Genomic DNA, 22,585 nt, shown 5'->3' on the forward strand with positions numbered 1-22,585 from the left:
ATGTCGATAAAACAGCAGTTTTTTATAATCAAACGACAAAAGACTTTTTGGTCTACTATGCTGCTGTGCGCACTGACGTTACTAATCACTTTTACTGGTACTTTAGACAAATTAAATGCGCTTATTTATCTTGAGTTTAGCCAAAACTTAAACAGACAAAATACACAAGTTGTGGTGATCGAGTCCAATAACTTGCTGGCAGAGCAAACGGCGCTCATTTCTAAGCTCAGGGATCAACAAGCAAAAGCAATCGTTATATTTAGTCACGTCGGTGGAAACCAACAGCTGTCCTTTGACAATGTCTATTTTCCTTACGCAGATCCAAGATACTGCCTCCCAATACTGGAATCTTGGCTAGGATATGAAATTATCATTCAGCAAGCTCCCAGCCATTGTAAAAGCGTTTGGCAAGCTATACTTGGCGACCAATATCAGGCACAAGGCCAGCTGCTTGATTTTTCACTTGCTCCACAAGCATTGACCAAATTCAGCTCTGATAGACTGCTATCAGATGATGTTTTCTTAACCCAACTTAAAGATAAAGTCGTTTTAGTTTCTCAGAACCAGTTGAATTTTGCGCTGCCAGTTAGGGCGCCAAAAATTAATACGTTCAGAGATCCGGTTTATCTTCACGCCTATATTGCAGATAACTTTTTAGAGCAAACACTGGTCACGCTAACACCGACCACATACGCAGCCGCTTTGCAGTTGCTCATTTTGGCCATCTTGCTCATCACCTATCAAAGGTGCAGCTTTAGTACAGGGCTGGCTATCGCCTGCGCAGTGATCTTGTGCTGTATTCTATCTGCCTATATCTGTGTCAGATTCTTTAACTACTTTTTACCGAGCGGGCAAATTATTTTCACCAATTTAGTGACTTTGCTCTGGGTATTTTTCTCTCGAAAATGGGCTGAAGAAATCGAGTTAAACGACATTATTGGCAATGTTCAACAGCGTATGATGGGCAGGTATCTGCCGCAGGCATTCAGTGCACAAAGCAGCCCCTGGGATGCCATTATCACATTAGTAAACCAACAGCTGGCATTGAAACGCTCAATTTTTCTAGCGCGTACCGAAGGAGATCATAGGCTTCATGAAATCCGTGCGATCAATTGTAGTTTATCTGATATTCACGAAATGCGTCGGGATTATGAGCGCCCTCCATACTCTGATGCTATTAAAGCTTTTGGTGCATTGCACATTACACGACCCTTTTTCAATGAGTTAACTGAGTCTGAAGCGCAGTATGTGGTGCCATTGATGTATGCTGGAGATATACGTGGTTTTTGGGCTATGACGGTAGAACCCAATGAGTATTTTGATGAAGAGCGATTTATTCAAAACGTTAATCGGTTTGCTAATCAAATCGGGGAGTTGCTTTTCCACTTTCGCATTTTTGAAAATCAACAAAAAGCCAATACCAGCGCACTCACAAAAGCGCTCACGTTAGCACTACAAAAACCGTTAAGCCAGCAAGTAAAATCATCTATCGGTGATATGGAGCAAAAACTCTCGACACTTGAGCACGTTTTCAATCAAATTCATACAGCGGCTATCATGTTTAATCTCTTTGGCCAAGTTGTACAAACAAATCAAAGAATTGAGGAAATTGCTAAACACAATGAAATGTCACTATTTGAAATGACCGCACTAGACTTACTCGAGCGAGTTACTCATCTAGACAGTGAAAAAGCCAAAGGCAAGCTACGCTACATCACTTTGCAACAAGGTGAGCTATACATGCCCGCACAACTTGGTCAGGCAACTTTCATCTTGAGTATACGTTCTCTACGCGCAGCACGTACCACCAGCAGTATTGGCGAGCCCTTCGAAGTTGGTGGTATATTGTTTGAGTTTATCGATATTTCTTTTTTAATTAAACAACTGGAAGATCCTGCTCAACTTATAAAACAGCTCGAAATGATCCAGCCGATCAGTGAGCTAGAAAGCCACGATATCAAGGCGCAACCTTAATGGATTGGGTACTACAGTTATTTCCCAATGGTAGTGGTTTAGGGCAGTCCGTCATTACTACTGTGTGGGTTGGTATTGCTGTAGTTTGCATGCTTAATTTGCGTTTTGGTTTTCCTCTTACCGGGCTTGTTGTACCGGGTTATCTCGTCCCCTTATTCATAGTTACACCTGTATCTGCCGTTGTCATCATTATTGAGGCCATAGTGGTTTACGCCGTGATGCTTTTTAGTGCCAAAACTTTAATGGAAAGATTTGGTTTTGGTGAAATGTTTGGTCGAGATCGTTTTTTCGCCATCATTCTGATTAGCATTTTAGTTAGGGTGGTTATGGATACATTACTGTGGCCACTGGTTGCAATGTATCTGGCTCAGTGGGATATCACCTTTGATTACTCTAGCCAGCTATACAGCCTCGGCTTAGTCATCATCGCTTTGACCGCCAACGTCATGTGGAATGGCGGGTTCAAATATGGCATGCGAGTTACCTTGATCCAGCTCTTTGTAACCTACTTGCTTGTGCGTTTTCTATTGATGCCATTTACAAACTTTAGTATTGCCAACCTTGCTATTATGTACGAAGCAGTCGCAGCATCCATCGTGGCAGCACCCAAAGCCTATATTATTTTGGTGATCACCGCTTTTATTGCATCCCGAGCCAATATTAAATATGGCTGGGAATTTAACGGTATCATGCTACCAGCACTGCTTGCTCTGCAATTGATGCAACCGACTAAATTACTCACTTCATTTGCTGAAACAGCCGTAATCTTGATATTGGGTGGGTCAATATTAACCTTCACAAAACTGCGCCATGCTAACTTCGAAGGTGCAAGGCTATTACTGTTCTTTTTCAATATCGGCTTCTTATACAAAATCATCTTAAATTATGTTGTGGTAAATTATTATCCGACGCTAAAAGTCACCGACACATTTGCGTTTGGCTACATGCTTTCAACCTTACTTGCATTAAAAATATACCAAAAAAATGCCCTAGGTTTAGTTATACGCGCCACCTTTCAAACATCGATTGTCGGTGGGCTAGTTGCTATTACGACCGGCTTTTTAATTATGTTTATCCCTGCTATTTTTACGACTCCAGCAGAGCAACTAAATACCAATGACAATACTGAAGTCGCTTTGAGCCAACAAATTAGTGCTTATAAAAGCTACTTATACACACAGCAAAGCGAACATGTTTCAATTAGCCAATACCAACAAGCGCAGTCGATTCAACACTTCATTAGCGCTATTCGGGTGCTTAATCGCGACAGGCAAGATAAAGAAAATATTCGCCTCGCGAGGCGCCTGCTCTCACAGGCCCAATTTTCTCTTTTTGAAGATGACCAATATTTATATATCAGAGACACCAATACAAACATGGTTAGAGGCTTTTATGTCCTCTCAAAAACACCAAGCAAATCCCATGTTGTCAGTGTGCCATATCCATCAAGTGAGCGCGTAGCCAGCGACGCCGCAGGCCTGTTGTTTCAATTGTTAGAAAGTAACGCTCTAGTATTAGGTACACAATTCACCCCTTCCATTGCAACACAACAAGTGTCTCAACAAAGCCCATTTTATAATGCTTTCTTTTCGGTGTTTGACGACCCTGAAGTATTGCAAATTCGATCAGTCAATCAATATACTCGAACTCATTTACAATTAAGCCCATTTGGTGTGCAAAGCCAGTTTTGGATTTTTAATCAACTGCCAACATCACTCTCTCAGCGTCAGCTAACTAACTTGATGGGCTTTGAACGTGGCCAGTTTGGGATGTTGCACAGTAGCAGCCTGCCCACCCCCGATTTTAACGGTAAAATGGTCGAAGCCTATATAGATGGCCCGAGCTACTCAAACCTCTTGTCTGAAGTAGTGTTAAGTGCCAGCACAGGCTCTGATGTCGCCGTCACATTTATTAACTCGGAGCTCGACGAACTCATCGATGCTTTTGCCCCTCACATTAGTGCCAAAGGCAGTAACCAATATCAAGAATTGACTAACAATGAAGCAGCCCTTTGGGAATTTGAAATCCTCGGCCCCATATATGACCTTGTTGAGCAGCAGACAGATAGAGAATTTGACCAAAACGAGTTGAATCGCTTAGCTCGCATCAATCATATTGCCAATATGATGGGCTATCAAATCCAAATTCTTGACAATGAGCAAGCACAATATATTGTGCTTACGCCTTTAAATACACAACAAAGCTACCAACAAGGACAAGGACTTTATGTCATTAACATGCACCCAAATGCAATGTTAAATATTCAAGTACCTAGACCCTTGTTTGAAAGCAACACTCTCAAGTTTTCTGGTAAGTTATTTGCCAGCACCAATGCCAAATCCCTGTTGATCGCAGGTGCTCACCCTTATGCCAATGAACAAGCTAATGTAATGGCACCAGCAAATGTCAGAAGCTTATTCAATGTGATCCATCAAGGTACGCTTCGCTATTTTTCCACCCACCCAATTCTTAGTCTGCAAGTGCGTAGCCATAGCGCCCCCTCGTACATCAGACCCAGCGCAATCGCGTTCCAATTTACTCACCCCGACGAGCAACAAGAAAGTACTCTCAAGGACTTGCAACACACTTTGAAAAATTTGGGTGTCAACACCCAAATTGTTGCTGGACAAATAGAAACTCGCGGACTTGAAATAGGTACTTCACCACAATCAGGGTATCGGCTATTTAGCCCTGTCAGTGAGCTTGCCACACTCTGGTTAGCATCTGATTTTAAGCAACATTTCGCGATTTCTGAACAAGCGCTACTGCAACGTTTGCTCGCGGTATCCGCACAGCCTTATATTAAGCCACTCAATACGGTCGTACTGAGCCCAAATGACTGGCTGTTAGAGAATGCGCTTTCTATCACTCAAGATATTCGTACACTTGCTGAGCAATACTCACAGGATCAGCACCTACCACTGCTGTTTGAGTTTTGCAAAAGATACTCAGACTGTCACTTGCAAGCCGTTCGTATAGAGCAAACACAGCAACTCGCACTCACCATTAAGTTGCGCAATAAGCTACTTGCGATATACACCCCTACAAGCAATAAAGTTCTGACTATCAATGACTTTAACTATGCATCAGGGAGGGTACAGCATGTATTGGATTAAAAAAATACTTCACATAGTCATGACCTTAATATTCCTGACTATTATGTTATGGGTCAGCTTTAATGGGGTATTGTGGTTAACCTCTGCAGAACAACTGGAGGAGCGCAGCGAAGACGAAACACGCTCCGTGGTTCACTGGTTACCAGAAGATAAATATATTTCATTTAACTTTTCTTCATCTAGGACCCGCTCCATTAGGTTGCTTTCCAACGCTATTTTTGATGGTCAACAAGCTTTTGACGAACCCGTCAATTACGCCATCGAATATCAATTGTTTAACAGCCAAGGAGCATTACTAGAAGAACACACTTACCACCATGCATCTAAACTGGTGTTGGCAGCACAAGAGCAGCAAGTCAAGCAAATCATTGAAGATCGTAAAGCTTTATCTGTAGCGTCGGGACAATCATTCTATATCGATGTATCAAATTACCCTGATGCCAGCCAAATCAAATTAAAACTGCTTCCTGAAGAAGATACATTGCGAGGTGTCGTAGTTAGGTTGCATGCACAAACACTCACCGATATAGATGACAGTCAGCAAATATGGCTGAAGCTGCCTTTGGATTGGCGTGAACGGATGTTGAATTACCACACTCTGGGTGGCAATGCACTCACCGCACATGAACTTACCAATGCGGTAAGTTATGACTGGATGAAACTTGCACCGCAAGGGATCCCCAATATTGATTTTGTCAGTGACATCTTGTACGAAACACTGCCTTATAATGTGATTACCTATGACTTTTCCGCACAGCAATGGGATCTAGATAGCTTTTATTCTGCCCCCAATTTAACCGCAACATTTCGCGTGAAAAGCAGCGAACCACTGCAATTTAATAGTACCGTACCACTGAGCACGCTCCGTCTTACTTGGCACGACTTAAGCCAGCAAGTCGCCCCTTATGAATTACAACCAACGGTAACTTCTGAGCACACCTATCAAATTAACGACATCCGCCCCGGCTTGATAACCATTCAGTCCAGTTTACCAGCGCTAACACATTGGTATCAATCAGAGCAATCCATTGTCGCTTTGCATAGCTATTATTACATATTGACACCAGACACCCCCGCCAATTATACAGTGGCTGGAGGCAGCGATGTGGTGATGGATATACGTGCATTAAATTCCGAAGGCGCACAAGCCTTGCTCTCTTTGTATGACGCTAAAGGTCTCGTATTTGCGCGCCATAAAATTGATTTGGAGTCCCGAGTTTCTCAATTTGACCGTTTGATCACACCAGAGACCTTGCGACAAACCGTCAACGAAAGTGAAAAATACTATCTGCGACTGCCTGAAAACACCGCAAAACTAAGTATATCAAGCCAAGGGAGTTTAGCGGTTAAACTGCAAAGCCGACGCCGAGAATTTCATTATCAAAATGTTGTATGTGAACAACTGTGTGAAAACCCATTGAGCAACTTTACCGAAATCGGCGCTTGGTTCGCTCAAAAAGCCAGCAATGAATTCGTATTCACTGAATTACAGCAGATCTTAAAAGTGCGTTTATTTGAAGCACCGCCTCTGCCTGTTGTTAAAGATACAGACTACGCTTCAGAAGCACTGTTTGACCGACACCCTATTTCAAACACTGCACTCATTTTCAGCCCACCAAACTATTTTGAACCTCGCAGCGAGCCAACCCCTGTGCATTTTAGTCAAATTAGCGACATTGATGACATAGATCTCAGCAGCAATACGCAGTTAAAAACACCCAAGGTGATTGCCCTTACCGAACGCAAACCCAAATATGTTGAGTTTGATGCCACTGCCAGTGCGATTAGCAATGAGTTAGTCTCTAAAGCGAATAAAACTACCATGCTATTTTCAAATCAGGGCAGTAACCGACATTTTATCAAATCACGCCTATATAAAGTTAATCGTGGTGATACCTTTTCTATGAACTATCAGGGCAAAAATAAACCACTTTCGATTGTTATTAAACCGTTCACATACCCTGCTGATATAGTCGAACGCGCTCCTTTAGTTATCAGTACACAACTCCGTGGGCAATACCATGCAGGGATCACCAGTGAGTACACGGTCGCGACAAAAAGGTATGCACTAATCCCCACAAACAAACAGGCCTTTATGCTTCACCCGCAATCGACCGATATTGTCAGCTACCCTTCCATTACAATTAAAATCGGAACAGATATGCAAACACTTGAAAAATTTGTGATATCGGCTGAAGATGAGGTGTGGATTAGTATTTTAGAAGAACATAGCGCACAACCACTTACCCCCCAATGGTGGCAGAATGAAAATACATAAAATCGTCACAATACTACTTTTCAGCGCCAGTTGGCATTGTTTTGCCACGGTAGAGATACAGTGGCAACAAATAAACAATTGGCTCTCTCAGCCCCATACAATCGCGCCTTGGGAATATCATCAACAGGGGTCGCAACAACGCCCTGTACATGCACTAATATCGCCAACAGCAGTCAATGGGGGGGGAGCACTGGTATACCTGCCCAAGGGCAAACCCTGTTTTGTTTCTATTCCTCATCAGTTTCACGACAAACACACCCTTCAAATTGGTCAGGCACTATTTACATCCACCTGCAATATGATGGTTTACAATACCTATCACAGATATAGCGAAAGCTTGGACAGCCAGCCCATGGACTACTCTAAGCGACTGCGAGGACTTCATGTTGCAGCAGTTCGAGCTTTTCACTCTATTCACCCCAATGCTTCTATATTTCAATTGCATGGATTTAATCAAAATAAGCGTAAATCAGCACAAGGAAAAAAAGCCGACTTTATATTGAGTCAAGGCAGAAGCTACAATGCAAAACTCGCTAAATTACAAACATGTTTATTGGGACTGAGTGAACATACTTTTGTTTATCAAAAAGACGTCTTTGAACTCGGTGGAACCAAAAATGTATTACACAAAATAGGGCTGGCTCCGCACCGATTTATCCATATTGAAATAAGCAAACCCATGCGCTCAAAACTCATCTCTCAATCAGCCAGTATGGAGCAATTTAATTTATGCCTCTCTTACTCACGCTGATATTAGTTTGCGGGTTATTTATCACTCAGGCATTCGGACAAAATGCAAACTTGCAAAGCGATGTGCGATGGTATGACGCTGAAACCTATCAGCTGACACGAAGCGCAGCTGATATAAGCCTTAATCATGAACAGGCCAAATACCTATTTCTGCCTGCTGGACAATGGCTTTCAACCACGCTAGACACGTTGAATTCTTTGTCTTTTTGGCAAGGGCAAACCTTCAGTGCGCTTATGCAAGTCAAAAAGCAACAGTGGATCTGTCAACAAAACATGTGCCAGCTAAATGCCTCTTTACGACCACGAGTGATAAAAGTCATCAACCAACAACAGGATGGTCAGTTTGAATTATGGCGTGGGTTTCAACATGCTCATAGAGATCCCTTTCGTCGTGCTGTGGCTCTGCCTTTACCAGGAAAAACCATCGCATTAGCGCAGGAGCATACGACTATTTACCCATTGAATAAATCGCAAAGTATTAAGGTCTATTTTAAACAAGCAAAAAAGCTAAAACTGACAGTACACCGCAACCTCTATGACTTGAGTCAGGGAGGTAAAGTGCAAGCTTTGATCAATGGGATACCTGCAAGCATCATAAATGTTTCTGAAGCACAGGCTCTGGAGTTTACCCACCATAAATTGGGGGTCGCGAATGTGGACTATATCGCAGTCCCCGCAAATAGCTATTTAACTTTACAAAGTAGCACGAGTACCTGGGTCAAGCTCGAACAAATGCACCGTGGGATATATGATCAAGGTGCAGGCATAAAACAGCGAGAAAAATTGCTTAACCCATACTGGGTCAATAATTTAGATAGTGCGCTGCGCCAAGTTTATTTTGACCATGACATTTCGAGTATCACGCAATTTAACCCTGAACACGCAAGCGCTTTGGCGATCAGACGTCACCAAGATTTCATTAGTACTATCTCTACTGGCTCGTTTTTGACACCTGACAGCAGCGCAAATAAACCATTGACCACCCACCGAAGGCTCGTTGCCATTTATCAGGCGCCACGCGAAGCAAAACAGCATTTAATGCTTAGTCACACAACAGGTATGCTGCAATATAACCGCCTTGTAGAATCCCTAAAGTATAACATTCGCGATGAGCAGCGCGTCAGCGAAAATGCTATTTTGTACGTCAGGTCAAACCGACCAACTGAGCTTGTCGTTGATATAAAAAAAGTACGTCATAAGATTAAAGTTCTCCCTAAGCAAGGCTTTGTACCGCTTAATCTACATATTGATATGAACGCAGAAGAAGTCACTGTATTTTCTGCCAGTGACGCGAAGGTTGATATCGCCATGCAAGTGCGTACCTTACTCCCTTTGCCAAACAACGAGCTCCTTTACGCTCAACCAACCCCTTTGGCACTTAAAAGTCCCTCAATTGCAGCACTCATGCAGCATATTCAAGCAGACAAAGCAAAGAGCTTTCTAAACAGTCTATCTAACTTTCAGTTGCAAACAACACCACAAGACCCTCCTTTGCTCGCACTTGCACAAAGCCGAGGCCACTGGATGTATCAACTAGGAGAAGTTGAATATCTTGCGACACAATCCCCAACAAAGGCACTTCCAAAGTTACGAGCGTTATTAGATAGTCCTTTCCCCAGTGTGCAACTACGTGCCTGGCAACTGAGGTTGGATATTCTCACCAGCCTAAACCGCCAAAACGCAGTATTGCGTTATTTAGCGGCACTGCTGCAACAAGACAATGCCGCGTTAAGTGATTTTGCCGCGAAAAAACTTCTAAGCCGATATCAACAAACCAACCAAATATTTAATATTCAGGGCTTATGTGCATTAAAGCAAAAGCTTAAAGGCTGTGCAAAACTGGTCACAAGCACGTTGTTGGCGCAGGGCAAGCTGTTGGAAACATTGTGGCTGGATCACGATAAACGTCAAACTAACCCAAACGATAGCACTCTCTATGATCGACTCGGTTATGCATCATATGGAGGACAATTGTTGGATATACAGCCTAGGTATGACATTACACACGCTCAACAAGTGCAATTAACTGCCGAAACAGCGGAATACAAAGCGTACCGCTTGGAAAAACAACCACTAACCATCACGGCTCATTCCGATATTAATATACAAATAAGCGCACGTACTTATGGATTAAAGTCAGGTGAGCACGCTATTGGCTGGCTGCACGCAGATAAAGGTACCAATTTGCACTTTATGCCGATATACAGTGATGTGTTATCAACGACATACGTCCATACACCTCTAGAAGCGCCGTTGTCTGTGGCATCAAATAGTGTAATTTCCTTGCATGCAGGCGAAACCCTGACATTGAGCAGCAAAGAAATAGCCTTTGTTCAATTGCAAATATTTGACTCAACTTACTTTAATCCGTATTCATCACAACAGCTCAGTGAATTTGCATTAAGTACGCCCTTTTTGGAACTATTGCACACTACTAACACTTACAATTCGGCAGCGTTTACCAAGCTACTCAATAATAGTTTGTATCGGCTAGAGCAATACTCGTTAAAAGATCACGAGTTTACTGCCCTATTTTCCAAACTAAACAAACTTAATGTACCACCTTCACTCTCTCAACTTCATGATCGGGTGCAGAGTTATGGTCACTGGGTACCGATGCAAAAGTATCTCAATTATGCCGGCACACAGCTTGTTGACCTGTCGCCCATTGAAACACGTAGCATTGCGGAGCAATTGAGTCGTCACACTGCTACCAATGCAGAAACGAAGGGGATCACCATTCGCCCGTATCACACGCTTTCTCTAGACTTCAATGCATTATCAGCAATGCAAATTAGATTAATGTTCTATTTTTCTGATGCCGAGTTAATTTCTAATGCCGCTACGTTAGTCGCTATAGAAACTGCCAATGACAATACTGTATGGCCTGTTTCAAACACTCAAACTCCATTTGGTCTAGAACAAACAGAACTGCGCAATGGGATAGTAAAAATCCGTTGGCTTAACCCTTATTTATCACAGGTTCTACAAGTTGAAGTTCAAGTATTGCAAGGAACGCGGTGGCAGAGTGTTGAACTGGATCAAAGACAACTTTTTTACTATGCCACCAGCGAGCAACCAATAATTGCCAAACTGGACCAAGATGCTTTGGTCAAAATAGAGCAATTCAAAGACTTGCAGCGACAAGAGGAAATAGAATTTTATCCTGCGGGCACCATTGAGATCCCCCACCACTATGCAAATCTTGCCCGCCTGTTTGCATGGCAACTTAATGCAAATCGCCAGAAGCTTGCGGTGGCCCCTCCTGTTACACCACTGAAATTGACTCGGCCAACTTTGCGCTTTGAACAACTAGCAAAACATTTCAATACACCATTGATCAGTGCCAATGGTAATAAAACCCACATTGAAGGTTTTATGAGTTATGACAGAGACGGCATTTTTCAAACAAGTGAGCCAATAGACACAGCACACCGTCTCGATTTTGGGATCCGATTGCGCAATCGTTATAGGCAGAATTGGTACAGACTAGAAGGCGCATATCGCCTTAACAATTTACGCTATGAGTCTTTCGCTCTAAACGGGATTTATAATTGGCTGGATGACGATACCCCGTGGTACGTCGAAGCTGGCATGTACAACCGCTGGCAGGAAGCTAAGCTCAATAATGAAAGCCACCTAACTTCACATATTGATGCAACTATTGGTCAAATTTGGCGAGATGACGTTTCAGTTCGCCATCAGTGGTGGTGGCAACCCTACTTTTATTACACCAGTATTGATAAACAAGAATACTTGGATGATCCATTTATTAGCCAAGATATGTATAACTTTTATCGTGCGCAGCACATGCATGGCTGGCAAGGGGGCTACCGTATCCGATATCAGCCTTGGGTTGATAGCCAATTCAGTGCCCAAATCAGTACCGTTTCTAACGAAGACTGGACAAGTTTAGATACCGCTACACTCAGTGGCAACTGGCAACAATATTATGAAGGCCATATTTTCAGCGTTGGATTAAGTAGCAGTTATGTCTTTGCCGATCAACATCGTCCCAATGCAACATGGCAGTACTTAACCTCAATCAGTTGGCAAACGCTTTTCGATTTTAGCGAAGAAACAGCGGGGTGGATAAGTTTAAACTGGACGCAGGACTGGTTTAGAAACAATCACAACGTGCGCTTTGAAGTCACCTTAGGTAATTTACAAAACACCGGTTTCGCGCCGTTTGCTCACGACGAAATTATATTTGAATCTCTGCAACTGACCCATTTCCTAGAGCAAGACATTAATGGCAGATAAAACCTTAAAACGACAATTACAAGACCTTTTATTTGCCGAGACTGAGCGGTTTTGGCTCAACCTGTATCAGCATAAATACCAAACTCTTGTCGATGAACTAGCTGAGTGGGAACTGGTTAAAAACAAACCGGAACAAGAACAAACATCTTATTGGCAGCTGTTACAGACCATCGCTTTTTTACGCCATAAAATTGAAAATTATCACGGTAAGCTTCAGGCAATTGATGCCGATTACAAAAGTTTTATAGAAAGACTTAATAAAGCGGAATTAAAAGCGGAGAAAGAACTGCATATTTTAAAGTATGCGGAACAGCTAGGGGCAACACGCTTACAATTGCAAAAAGATAAGCTAGCCTTCGCTCGCTGGTTCGATGAGGGGGCAGTCATTTCGCGATATCAATCCAAAGTTTCAGAAATTGAGCAGGATTTGAAGTTTTTGATAGCCAAGTTAGGGGCACTTACGAACCGTTACCTCCGTTCAAGTAAAGATGATTTAAGCACAGCTTGGCAGAAATTAGATTTACAGCCATTTTTTATTCATTTGCTCGCTCATAGCAACAGCTTCCATATTCGTCACGGCATGATCCGTGCTCTGGTGAATCAAGTTTCCCTGATCCACGAATTTAGTGCAGATCCAGAGTTGGATGCAGATTTGGTCGCGCAACTCATAGAGTTATTAGAGGCAGAAAACACACCTTACCTAGCTGTAATAGATATTTTAGAAATTCTTATACACCAGCGCCCTACATTTATTCGCAGTTTTATGTGGTCTAAAGTGGCTGAGTCTGTCAATGACTTTCCAGAAAAGCCCAAATGTAATGATCAACTATTCATTCTGATAGCCCTGCCAAAAGTGCTAGTTCAGCAACGCACTTTAACAAATTCAGACTTGAAGCTTTTGCAGCAACTCGCTACCCACCCTTACCCTAGAGTAAGACAAGCAACAATCGAATTCATCCCCTATTATGAAGACAATTTTGCAATTCAATTGTTAGAGCAAAGGTTTGCCGATGAAACCGCTGACGCCATTCGATTCACGCTAATCAAACAATTGACCGCTGCGCGGTTTAGCGAAAACGACTTTGCGTTTACCCAATGGAAGCGCTGCTTGCAAGGCGAAGAGAGCTTTGAGATCAAACGGATTATACTGGAGCAAAGCGCTCGACTCATGCTCAATATGCAACTTGAGACCGAACAACCTGATGTAATATTTGAGCAGTTTGTCAATGTGCTTAACACGCAACTGGCGCAGGAGCCGAATCTCGCGGTAAGGCGTTTTATTTCTAGGACGCGCGAGCAACTCAACAGTTTTTATATTCAAGAACTGATCGTAGATATTGAGGATCAATTAACAGCCAAACAAACTATCTCGCTGCATAGTGACGCCGGATTAGATGAGATTGGCCGCGCATTGAGTTTTATAGCGCAGTCAGAGCTTGGGTTTAATGGTCACAAACAAGGCCAATCGTGGCAAATCCATGAAGGTACGGTGAAGGGCCGCAGGTTATGGCGAATATGGCATGAGTTTTTTACCCCGAGCACGGACAAACGACAAAGCTATAGTCATACTAAAGCTAAAAAGCCCTCGGCTGAGTTACATGTTCCTAGTTGCACCACAGCTGAGATCAGTGAAACCAATGTGCCAGGGGAAGCGCTCTACCATCTAAACGAACACTCAGCGCGCCCGTACTTACCACTGCCTGACTACTTGCTCTCGATACTGAGCCAAGATCACTTGCCTACGCAAGCAAAAAGTTACACACCAGATGGTATTTTGACGATCACTCGTCCAGATTCTTTGCTCAAAAGACTGCGTGCATACTGGCATATTTCACTCAAATTCGCGTCATTCGATCAGCTGAGAAAAGGCGGAGAGATTGAACAGCAAAATTACATCGAAACCATTCGGCAGCTTGGGTTTAAAATTGAGTTTAATGAATATGGCTCCACACTCAATGCTGAATTTCCTGTTGAAAGCGGTATTCGTCAGCTATTTGCGCGCTCCTCAATCACCACTGCGCTGATTAATATTAGCTTAGGCTTTAAGGAGTACTTGTACTCAATTTACCAAAATAGTATTGGCCAACTGGTGTTTTTTGTCTGTGCGTTTATGGCCTATTTTTGGTCTCGGCATATAAAGGTAAGCCAAGATATTCAGCGCAATCGAAAACACATTCCCATTTCAATTGGTGGCTGGGGAACCCGAGGAAAATCAGGAACTGAGCGCCTGAAATCTGCGTTATTTAGTAGTATAGCTCTAAAGGTGATCACCAAAACCACGGGCTGTGAAGCCATGATGATTTATACCACCAGTAACGGAGAACAACACGAACTGCCACTATTTAGACCATTCGATAAAGCCAGTATTTGGGAGCAAAGCGATGTATTAGCATTTGCCAAATCAGTCAAAGCCGATGTGTTTTTATGGGAATGCATGGGACTTACGCCAAGATACGTCAGAATTTTAAGGCGCTGGATGAATGATAATTTTGCCACAATAACCAATGCCTACCCTGACCACGAAGATATTTTGGGCCCCACTGGTATTGACGTAGCCAATGAAATGTCTGCATTTATCGGCTCAAATACACAAGTATTTACTGCCGAGCAGTGCATGTTTCCAGTGCTAAACAAATCCGCGGAACAAAAAAACTCCACACTAATTCAAGTTCATTGGGGAGATGGTTTTCAAATTACCGATGATATTCGCGCTTTATACCCCTATGAAGAGCACCCCGATAACATAGCATTGGTCTGCAAAATGGCCCAATATATTGGTATCAATAAGGATTATGTGTTTAAAGAAACTGCGGAAAGAATCGTTCCAGACATTGGCGTTTTACAACACTTTGAACAGGCACCAATAGGCAACATCAGGCAATCCTTCGTCAATAGTATGTCTGCCAACGAGCGACTTGCGACCATAGAAAACTGGCGACGTCTTAACTTGTTTACCCTGAGTCAACAGCCAACCGTACAAACCGTTGCGTTGATCAATAACCGAAATGATCGCATCGCACGCACCAAAGTCTTTGCTCAAATACTGATTGAAGATTTAACTTTCGACCATATTGTTGTGATTGGCACAAATGTTGATGGTTTTCTCGCATACTTCAAACAAGCTGTACACTCACGCATCACGCGCATTATCACAAACAATGACAAAGAAGATTTAGCTAAGCTTTTAGAGCAGTTTAAGTGCTTACTATCAGAACAAGTACTGTGTGAAAAACTCGCTGCACTGCTACCCAACAGCCAAACCACAATCCAAGCATTGCAAGATAAAGCATATATTATCGCTTTTTTGGAACAACATGTGAGCTGCGAGCGTCAGCGTCAGCACTTTATAGATCTCATAGACAACTGGTACATGGCTCAAGAGTTAATTGCCATAGAAGATTTGAGTCAAAATGAAAAAGCCTTTAGCGATAAGCTAATTCAATTACTCTTACAACGTACACATTTAATTGAAAATCCCTACATCAGCGCAGATGAACTCACACAAAAAATTGCAAAGCTTGGAATAGATGGTCAACACCAGCTCATCGTAGGCATGCAAAATATCAAAGGTGCTGGACTAAATTATGTATACGCTTGGCAAAAGTGGCATCATCTACACCAAACTTGCGACCAATTGCTCAGCCATCACATTAGCCAAGCTCAATTTCGCCAAGGGCTGCTTAAATTATCTCAGACATCGCGCATAGGTGTTATTGAGCACGATTATTTCAATGCTTTTCTGGCCAAGCTTAGTAAGTTACCTCACGCACAAAATGAATTCAGTCAGGCCGAAATAGCGCACCTCAAAGAGCGACTACAAACAAAGGACACACAGTCAAATAAAGAAGTCGAAGATATTAAGCAAAATAGAGTGACCCGATTTGTCTTGCAAGTTGTAGAATCGTTTTTAGATGCAGGCGCAGCGGTAAAGCGCAAGAAAACTGCACAGCAGGTATATAAAGATATTGCTTCACAACGAATTACCTTGGAAAAAGCCATTGCAGTTTTAGCGGCACTTAACCGTAGCCAAAAACCGGGATGGTTGGCCCTGCAACAGAAACGGAAAAAGTTTACCGGGAGTAAAAATTAATACTTTTCTACTAAATTAGACTAAAATTAAATTTAAGGAATAATAAATTCCAGTCATTTTTTGTATTTTAATTGACCTGAGCTTACAAAACTAAGAAAATAAGATTAGAAGAAACGAATCTAATTTAACATTTTACTAACAACGGATGTTTGGTAAGTAAGTTGGGAGTAAAGTATGAAGCTATCCACGTCATCTGTATTATTTATTGCTGCATTGACATCAAGCCAGAGCGCGCTGGCTGACACGAATTTAATTGCCAATGGTTCTTTTGAACAATCAGGAAATATTTCAGGGACTTGGAAACTCTTTAATAACCTCCCAGGCTGGCAACGTACTGGTGCACGCTTTGAGATCCAAACTGATCGCCTCGGGTTAATTGCACCACAAAACGGCTCACAGTACCTCGAGCTAGACTCAACGAGTAACTATACTGCATACCAGTCCATCGCGACAGAAGCAGGAAAACGCTATGTTGTGAGCTTTTACTACTCTCCTCGCGTGAGCAACAATAGCCAAACAAACCAAGCAACTGTTTCTTGGGATGGACAAGTTGTTGCAAGCTTAAACGGCACTAGTCGCGGCTGGCAGCATGTGACTGTCACAGTTTCTGCAAACAGTGCTCAAAGTGTGTTGGCATTTTCTGGTAATGGTACATCTGACTCATATGGTGCATTGATTGATAATGTGTCTGTAACCGCCGATTGTGTCACAGGTTTATTTGGCATAAACAACTATGGCAACGCAGGCGATGGTTACATTTTCAACTTCAATTTAGATTCTATGACTTATAGTAAAGTAGCTGGCGTTTCACACACAGCATCTAATATCGCCAGCAAAGATGGCGTGCTGTATTTCATGGAACAAAATGACAAACAAACCAAAGCTTCCACATTATGGTCGCTTGACCTAGACGGCAATGTAGAGACTGCCGTTGCCAATGCGACTTCATGGCCTATATACCGCTCAGCGGTCAGCGATGATGGATTGCACCTTCGCGCGACCAGCAAAACCTACATGTATGATTACAACTTGGAAACAGGCGCAAAAACAGTGCTAGGTAAATTGAAATATGCAGGTGATGACTTCAGCCACGGTGATATTGCTTATTCTGCTGACAACAACATTTTGTATGTATTAACAGGTAAAGCACTATATACCCTTGATACCGCTGATATGAGCTTAAGTAAAATCGGCGAACATGGCGTAAACTGGGCATCTGGTCTAGCAATTTCTGACGACGGTACCTTGTATATTGCAGGACGACAAAGTGGACAAAATGCGAAAATTTACTCGCTCAATCCAAACACAGCAGTTGCCACAGAGCTTATGGAAGGCCCTGCTCATATTAATGACTTGACCTTTGTTGATAATTACTGCCGCTAATATTTATCAGTGCTTAAAACCAGCCTATTGGCTGGTTTTTTTATGCTTGAAGTCTACTAAAGCCATCTGGTAAGGCTTCCCCAATGCCATTGCGCTGGGTATACTGACGCGTTTTTATTGCATAGTTAGTCACTACTGACTATGCATGTAAAGCTTTTGGGTACTGGCCTCCCCTTCAAAGCAAGTGTGATTTTTTCTTGGAATTAACGATAAATGACCACTAATAATTAAAGGCCAAATAACACATTATGACTAAGTTTGGGAACAAAACATGAATTCATTACCTAATCGCGGTGAGTTTTTAGGCCATCCTAAGGGCCTATTCTTACTGTTCGGCACGGAAATGTGGGAGCGATTTGGCTACTACGGTATGCGTGCAATTTTAGTACTTTATCTAGTAGCTCAGGTACAAAACGGTGGTTTTGGTTGGACCAATGCCGATGCATTAAGTCTATACGGTACATTTACAATGGCCGTTTACTTAACCCCGCTGTTTGGTGGCTGGCTAGCAGATAACGTACTTGGACAACGCAAAGCCATCATCATTGGCGGCATCTTAATGGCCGCGGGCCACTTTATTATGGGTATTCCTCACAGTGTTGTGGCTGGTCAAGAGGAAAACGTCTTTTATATTGGCTTAACACTACTATGTATCGGTAATGGTTTATTCAAGCCAAATATCTCCACCATGGTCGGCGATTTATACGAAGAAGGCGACAAACGTCGTGATGGCGCATTCACCATCTTCTATATGGGTATCAACTTAGGGGGTGCATTGGGCCCTATCGTTGCTGGTTATGTTGCATCAGAGATAAACTGGCAAGCAGGCTTTGTCGCGGCAGGTGTCGGTATGGTCATTTCTGTAGTAATGCAAATGTTACTTAGCAAAAAGTACTTAGGCGACATCGGCGTTGTACCATCCGCTAAATTATCTCAGCAACAATCAGAGTCTGGTACTAAAGAGCCCCTAACAAAAATTGAGAAAGACCGTATCCGCGTGATCTTTACTATGTCTGTATTTAGTATCATCTTTTGGATGGGCTTTGAACAAGCCGGTGGTCTAATGAACCTATTCGCCAATGATTACACTAACCGAGTGTTAATGGGCTTTGAAATCCCAGCGTCTTGGTTCCAGTCTTTGAACTCCATTTTCATTATCATCTTTGCTCCAATTGTGGCAATGATCTGGTTAAAGCTAGATAAACGCGAGCCCAACTCGCCAGTTAAGTTTGCCATAGGTTTGGTGTTTTTAGCACTGGGCTTCCTAACCATGATGTTTGCATTGATGACAGAAAGCGCAGCGCCAGGTGGAACTCTGCAGATCAGCATGATGTGGTTAGTGCTTTTCTATTTATTCCACACCCTCGGTGAATTGTGCTTGTCTCCTATCGGTTTATCTATGGTAAGCAAGCTTGCGCCACTTCGCCTTGCATCTTTACTGATGGGTATTTGGTTCCTGTGCACCGCCGTGGCTAACAAAATCGCTGGATTCGTCGGTTCATTCATTGGTGAAGGCCAAGAGGCTATGAATAATGCAATGGGTATTTTCATCGGTCTAGGTGCAACCGCGCTGATCTCAGCCCTAGCAATGTACCTTTTAAGTAATAAGCTGGTTGATTGGATGCATGGCGCCGAAGGTGACAACGAACCTCATACGCAAGCACACTACCTTGAAAAAGAGCTTGAAGTGAGCGGTGAAAGACAATAAACCGCAAATAAAATTTACTAAAAGCCGTACTTTATAGTGCGGCTTTTTCATTTCCAAACCTCAAAACGTAAAGGTAAATTTACACAGTTTTGCAGTATACAGCACACACGGCCATGACCAGCAACAATAGGTTCATGTATTAATAAATGTGTTAAAAAAAATAAACCACAAACAAAACATGCATTTATAGAAAATCAAACCCACAAACCAGACAAAACACTAACCCGATTTTCTGTTCAATTACTGCTTTTCAATCTAAAAAAATTGTCGATTTCCATTTTGTCTTAAAACAGCACCAAATGTGCAGTCAAATTTACAAAACGGCTAACAGTGAATTGCGGTGAAAACCTTTCACTTTAGGTCATTTTGATTAATTATCCACTGCATAAATTACAACAAGCAATCCAGTGCTTAATGCAGGAGAATGACAATGAGTGAAGTAAATAATCCTCTTGGCCTTGTAGGTATCGAATTTACCGAATACGCAACCCCAGACGCAGATTACATGGACAAAATCTTTTCGGATTTTGGTTTCTCTAAACTTAAAAAGTTTAAAGGTAAAGACATCGTTCATTACAACCAGAACGAGATCCATTTCTTACTAAACAACGAGCGTGGCGGTTTCTCTGCTGAGTTTGCTAAGTCACACGGTCCAGCTATTTGTTCAATGGGCTGGCGTGTAGAAGACGCACAAAAAGCGTTTGAAGTTGCCGTAGAGCGCGGTGCAAAACCAGCAACTGACTCTGCAAACAAAGACCTACCATACCCTGCAATTTACGGTATTGGTGACAGCCTAATTTACTTCATCGATGTATTCGGTGATAAAGGCTCTATCTTCGAAAATGATTTTGAAGATCTAGCTGAGCAAAACATTGTAGAAGACAAAGGTTTCATTCGTATCGACCATTTAACTAACAATGTTTACAAAGGTACAATGGAAACATGGGCAAACTTCTATAAAGGCGTATTTGGTTTTGAAGAAGTTCGTTACTTCGACATCAAAGGCCAGAAGACTGCACTACTTTCTTACGCACTTAAGTCACCTTGTGGTACTTTCTCGATTCCAATCAACGAAGGTAAAGATGACAACAACAACCAGATCGATGAGTACCTAGACGAGTACAATGGTCCGGGCGTACAGCACCTTGCGTTCTTAACGAACGACCTTGTTGGCTCTCTAGATAAGCTAGACAAAACAAACATCGCGACTTTAGATATTGTTGATCACTACTACGATACAATTTTCGACCGTGTTCCTTGGGTTGCTGAAGATAAGCAAAAGATCAAAGAACACCAGATCCTAGTAGATAGCCAGAGCGAAAACTGCTACCTACTACAGATTTTCACTAAAAACCTATTCGGTCCTATCTTCATTGAGATGATCCAACGTGTTGATGACGGTGGTTTCGGTGAAGGTAACTTCCAGGCTCTATTCGAGTCAATTGAACGTGACCAAGAGCGTCGTGGTGTGATTTAATCATCCACCAGCAAAGACAAATTAAAAAGCAGCTTTTCTAAGCTGCTTTTGCTATTTAAACTTGGCCATATTCTGGCGAAAGCACAAATTAAAATGCATAGTCATATGCAGCTTGTATAAAAAAGGAAAGACCATGTCTTTTATCAATGAAACACACGATATTAATTTAAAGAGCTGGGTTGCAAGTGCAAACCAAGCAGGTACTGACTTCCCAATTCAAAACTTACCATTTGCCTCATTTCGTCGTAAAGGCAGCAACGAAGAGTTTCGCGGCGGTGTAGCAATAGGTAACCAAGTATTGGACCTAGCAGCTGTTGCAGCAGCAAACATTTTTGACGGTGTGGCACAAGAAGCTGTTGAAGCAGCAAACGCACAAGCGCTAAATGAATTTATGGGTCTTGGTAAAGCACATTGGTCAGGCTTGCGCCTTGCACTTTCACGTGCTTTACGCGAAGGTTCTGAGCACCAAAGCACGCTTGAAGGCGCGCTAGTTGCTCAAGATGACGTTGAATACGCCCTACCATGTCATATCGGTGACTACACTGACTTTTACACGTCTATCTATCACGCTACAGCTGTAGGTAGCTTATTCCGCCCAGATAACCCTCTTTTACCTAACTATAAGTGGGTACCGATCGGTTACCATGGTCGTGCATCATCAATCGACGTATCGGGTCAAACTTTCCCACGTCCTAAAGGACAAACGAAAGCACCTGATGCAGATGCGCCTTCATTCGGTCCATGTAAACGTCTTGACTATGAGCTAGAGCTTGGTATCTACCTAGGCAAAGGCAATGAGCTTGGTGACGCAATTAGCATTGCTGATGCGGAAGACCACGTATTTGGTTTCTGCCTATTCAATGACTGGTCTGCACGTGATTTACAAGCGTGGGAATACCAGCCACTGGGTCCATTCCTTGCGAAAAACTTCGCATCAACTGTTTCACCTTGGGTTGTAACAACTGAAGCATTAGCACCGTATCGTACTGCATGGCATCGCGACGAGAACGACCCGCAACCAATGAGCTACCTTGAGTCTGCACAAAACCGTGAAGCCGGTGCGTTTGACATTCAAATGGATGTATTGATCGAAACAGACAAGATGCGCAGCGCGAATGAAGCGCCAAGCAAGGTGTCTGAGTCAAGCTTTAAGCACAGCTACTGGACTGTTGCGCAAATGGTTACACACCACACAGTAAATGGCTGTAACTTCCTACCTGGCGACATGCTAGGTTCTGGTACTCAGTCAGGCCCTGAGCACGAAGAAGCAGGTTCACTACTTGAACTTTCTCGTGGTGGTAAAGAGTCTATTACACTGAGCAACGGCGAAGAGCGCAAATTCCTTGAAGATGGTGACAAGGTAATCATGCGTGGTTGGTGTGAAGCAGATGGCTTCAACCGCATTGGCTTTGGCTCTGTAGAAGGCACTGTACTTCCAGCAAAGTAATTGAATAAAATAATTTCATTCAAATCAAAGGCGTGCATAAACACGCCTTTTTTTTGTATTTTTATACTGGCTTTTTGTATAAAAATTGTTAGAGTTAGG

At 42.7% G+C, this 22,585-nt stretch carries 10 protein-coding genes; all 10 read left to right on the forward strand.

The window, feature by feature from the left end:
* Entirely contained in the window at positions 1-1,974 is a 1,974-nt protein-coding gene (locus QNM18_RS14760) for a hypothetical protein (RefSeq protein WP_211012475.1), read from the forward strand.
* Positions 1,974-5,090, forward strand: a complete 3,117-nt coding sequence (locus QNM18_RS14765) for a poly-gamma-glutamate biosynthesis protein PgsC/CapC (protein WP_284137669.1) — start codon at positions 1,974-1,976, stop codon at positions 5,088-5,090. The genes QNM18_RS14760 and QNM18_RS14765 overlap by 1 nt, the downstream gene beginning before the upstream one ends.
* Positions 5,077-7,368 (forward strand): hypothetical protein, encoded by a 2,292-nt coding sequence (locus QNM18_RS14770; protein WP_284137670.1) that lies wholly within the window; start codon positions 5,077-5,079, stop codon positions 7,366-7,368. The genes QNM18_RS14765 and QNM18_RS14770 overlap by 14 nt, the downstream gene beginning before the upstream one ends.
* Positions 7,355-8,119, forward strand: a complete 765-nt coding sequence (locus QNM18_RS14775; RefSeq protein WP_211012472.1) for a hypothetical protein — start codon at positions 7,355-7,357, stop codon at positions 8,117-8,119. Before QNM18_RS14770 ends, QNM18_RS14775 begins: the two co-directional genes overlap by 14 nt.
* Positions 8,098-12,381 (forward strand): hypothetical protein, encoded by a 4,284-nt coding sequence (locus QNM18_RS14780; RefSeq protein WP_284137671.1) that lies wholly within the window; start codon positions 8,098-8,100, stop codon positions 12,379-12,381. Before QNM18_RS14775 ends, QNM18_RS14780 begins: the two co-directional genes overlap by 22 nt.
* On the forward strand, positions 12,371-16,471 hold the full coding sequence (locus tag QNM18_RS14785; RefSeq protein ID WP_284137672.1) for a poly-gamma-glutamate synthase PgsB: 4,101 nt from the start codon (positions 12,371-12,373) through the stop codon (positions 16,469-16,471). The genes QNM18_RS14780 and QNM18_RS14785 overlap by 11 nt, the downstream gene beginning before the upstream one ends.
* A gap of 174 nt (positions 16,472-16,645) precedes the next feature.
* Positions 16,646-17,854 (forward strand): DUF642 domain-containing protein, encoded by a 1,209-nt coding sequence (locus QNM18_RS14790; RefSeq protein WP_284137673.1) that lies wholly within the window; start codon positions 16,646-16,648, stop codon positions 17,852-17,854.
* 271 nt (positions 17,855-18,125) lie between these two features.
* On the forward strand, positions 18,126-19,562 hold the full coding sequence (locus QNM18_RS14795) for a peptide MFS transporter (RefSeq protein WP_023397641.1): 1,437 nt from the start codon (positions 18,126-18,128) through the stop codon (positions 19,560-19,562).
* A gap of 430 nt (positions 19,563-19,992) precedes the next feature.
* Positions 19,993-21,039 carry a 4-hydroxyphenylpyruvate dioxygenase gene (gene hppD, locus QNM18_RS14800; RefSeq protein WP_211012468.1) on the forward strand — a complete coding sequence of 349 codons (1,047 nt, stop codon included), beginning with the start codon at positions 19,993-19,995 and terminating at the stop codon, positions 21,037-21,039.
* 133 nt (positions 21,040-21,172) lie between these two features.
* Positions 21,173-22,486, forward strand: coding sequence for a fumarylacetoacetase (gene fahA / locus QNM18_RS14805; protein ID WP_211012467.1), 1,314 nt, complete (start codon positions 21,173-21,175; stop codon positions 22,484-22,486).
* The last annotated feature ends 99 nt before the right edge of the window (positions 22,487-22,585 follow it).

Source organism: Pseudoalteromonas obscura, assembly GCF_030135505.1.
GTDB lineage: Bacteria > Pseudomonadota > Gammaproteobacteria > Enterobacterales > Alteromonadaceae > Pseudoalteromonas > Pseudoalteromonas obscura.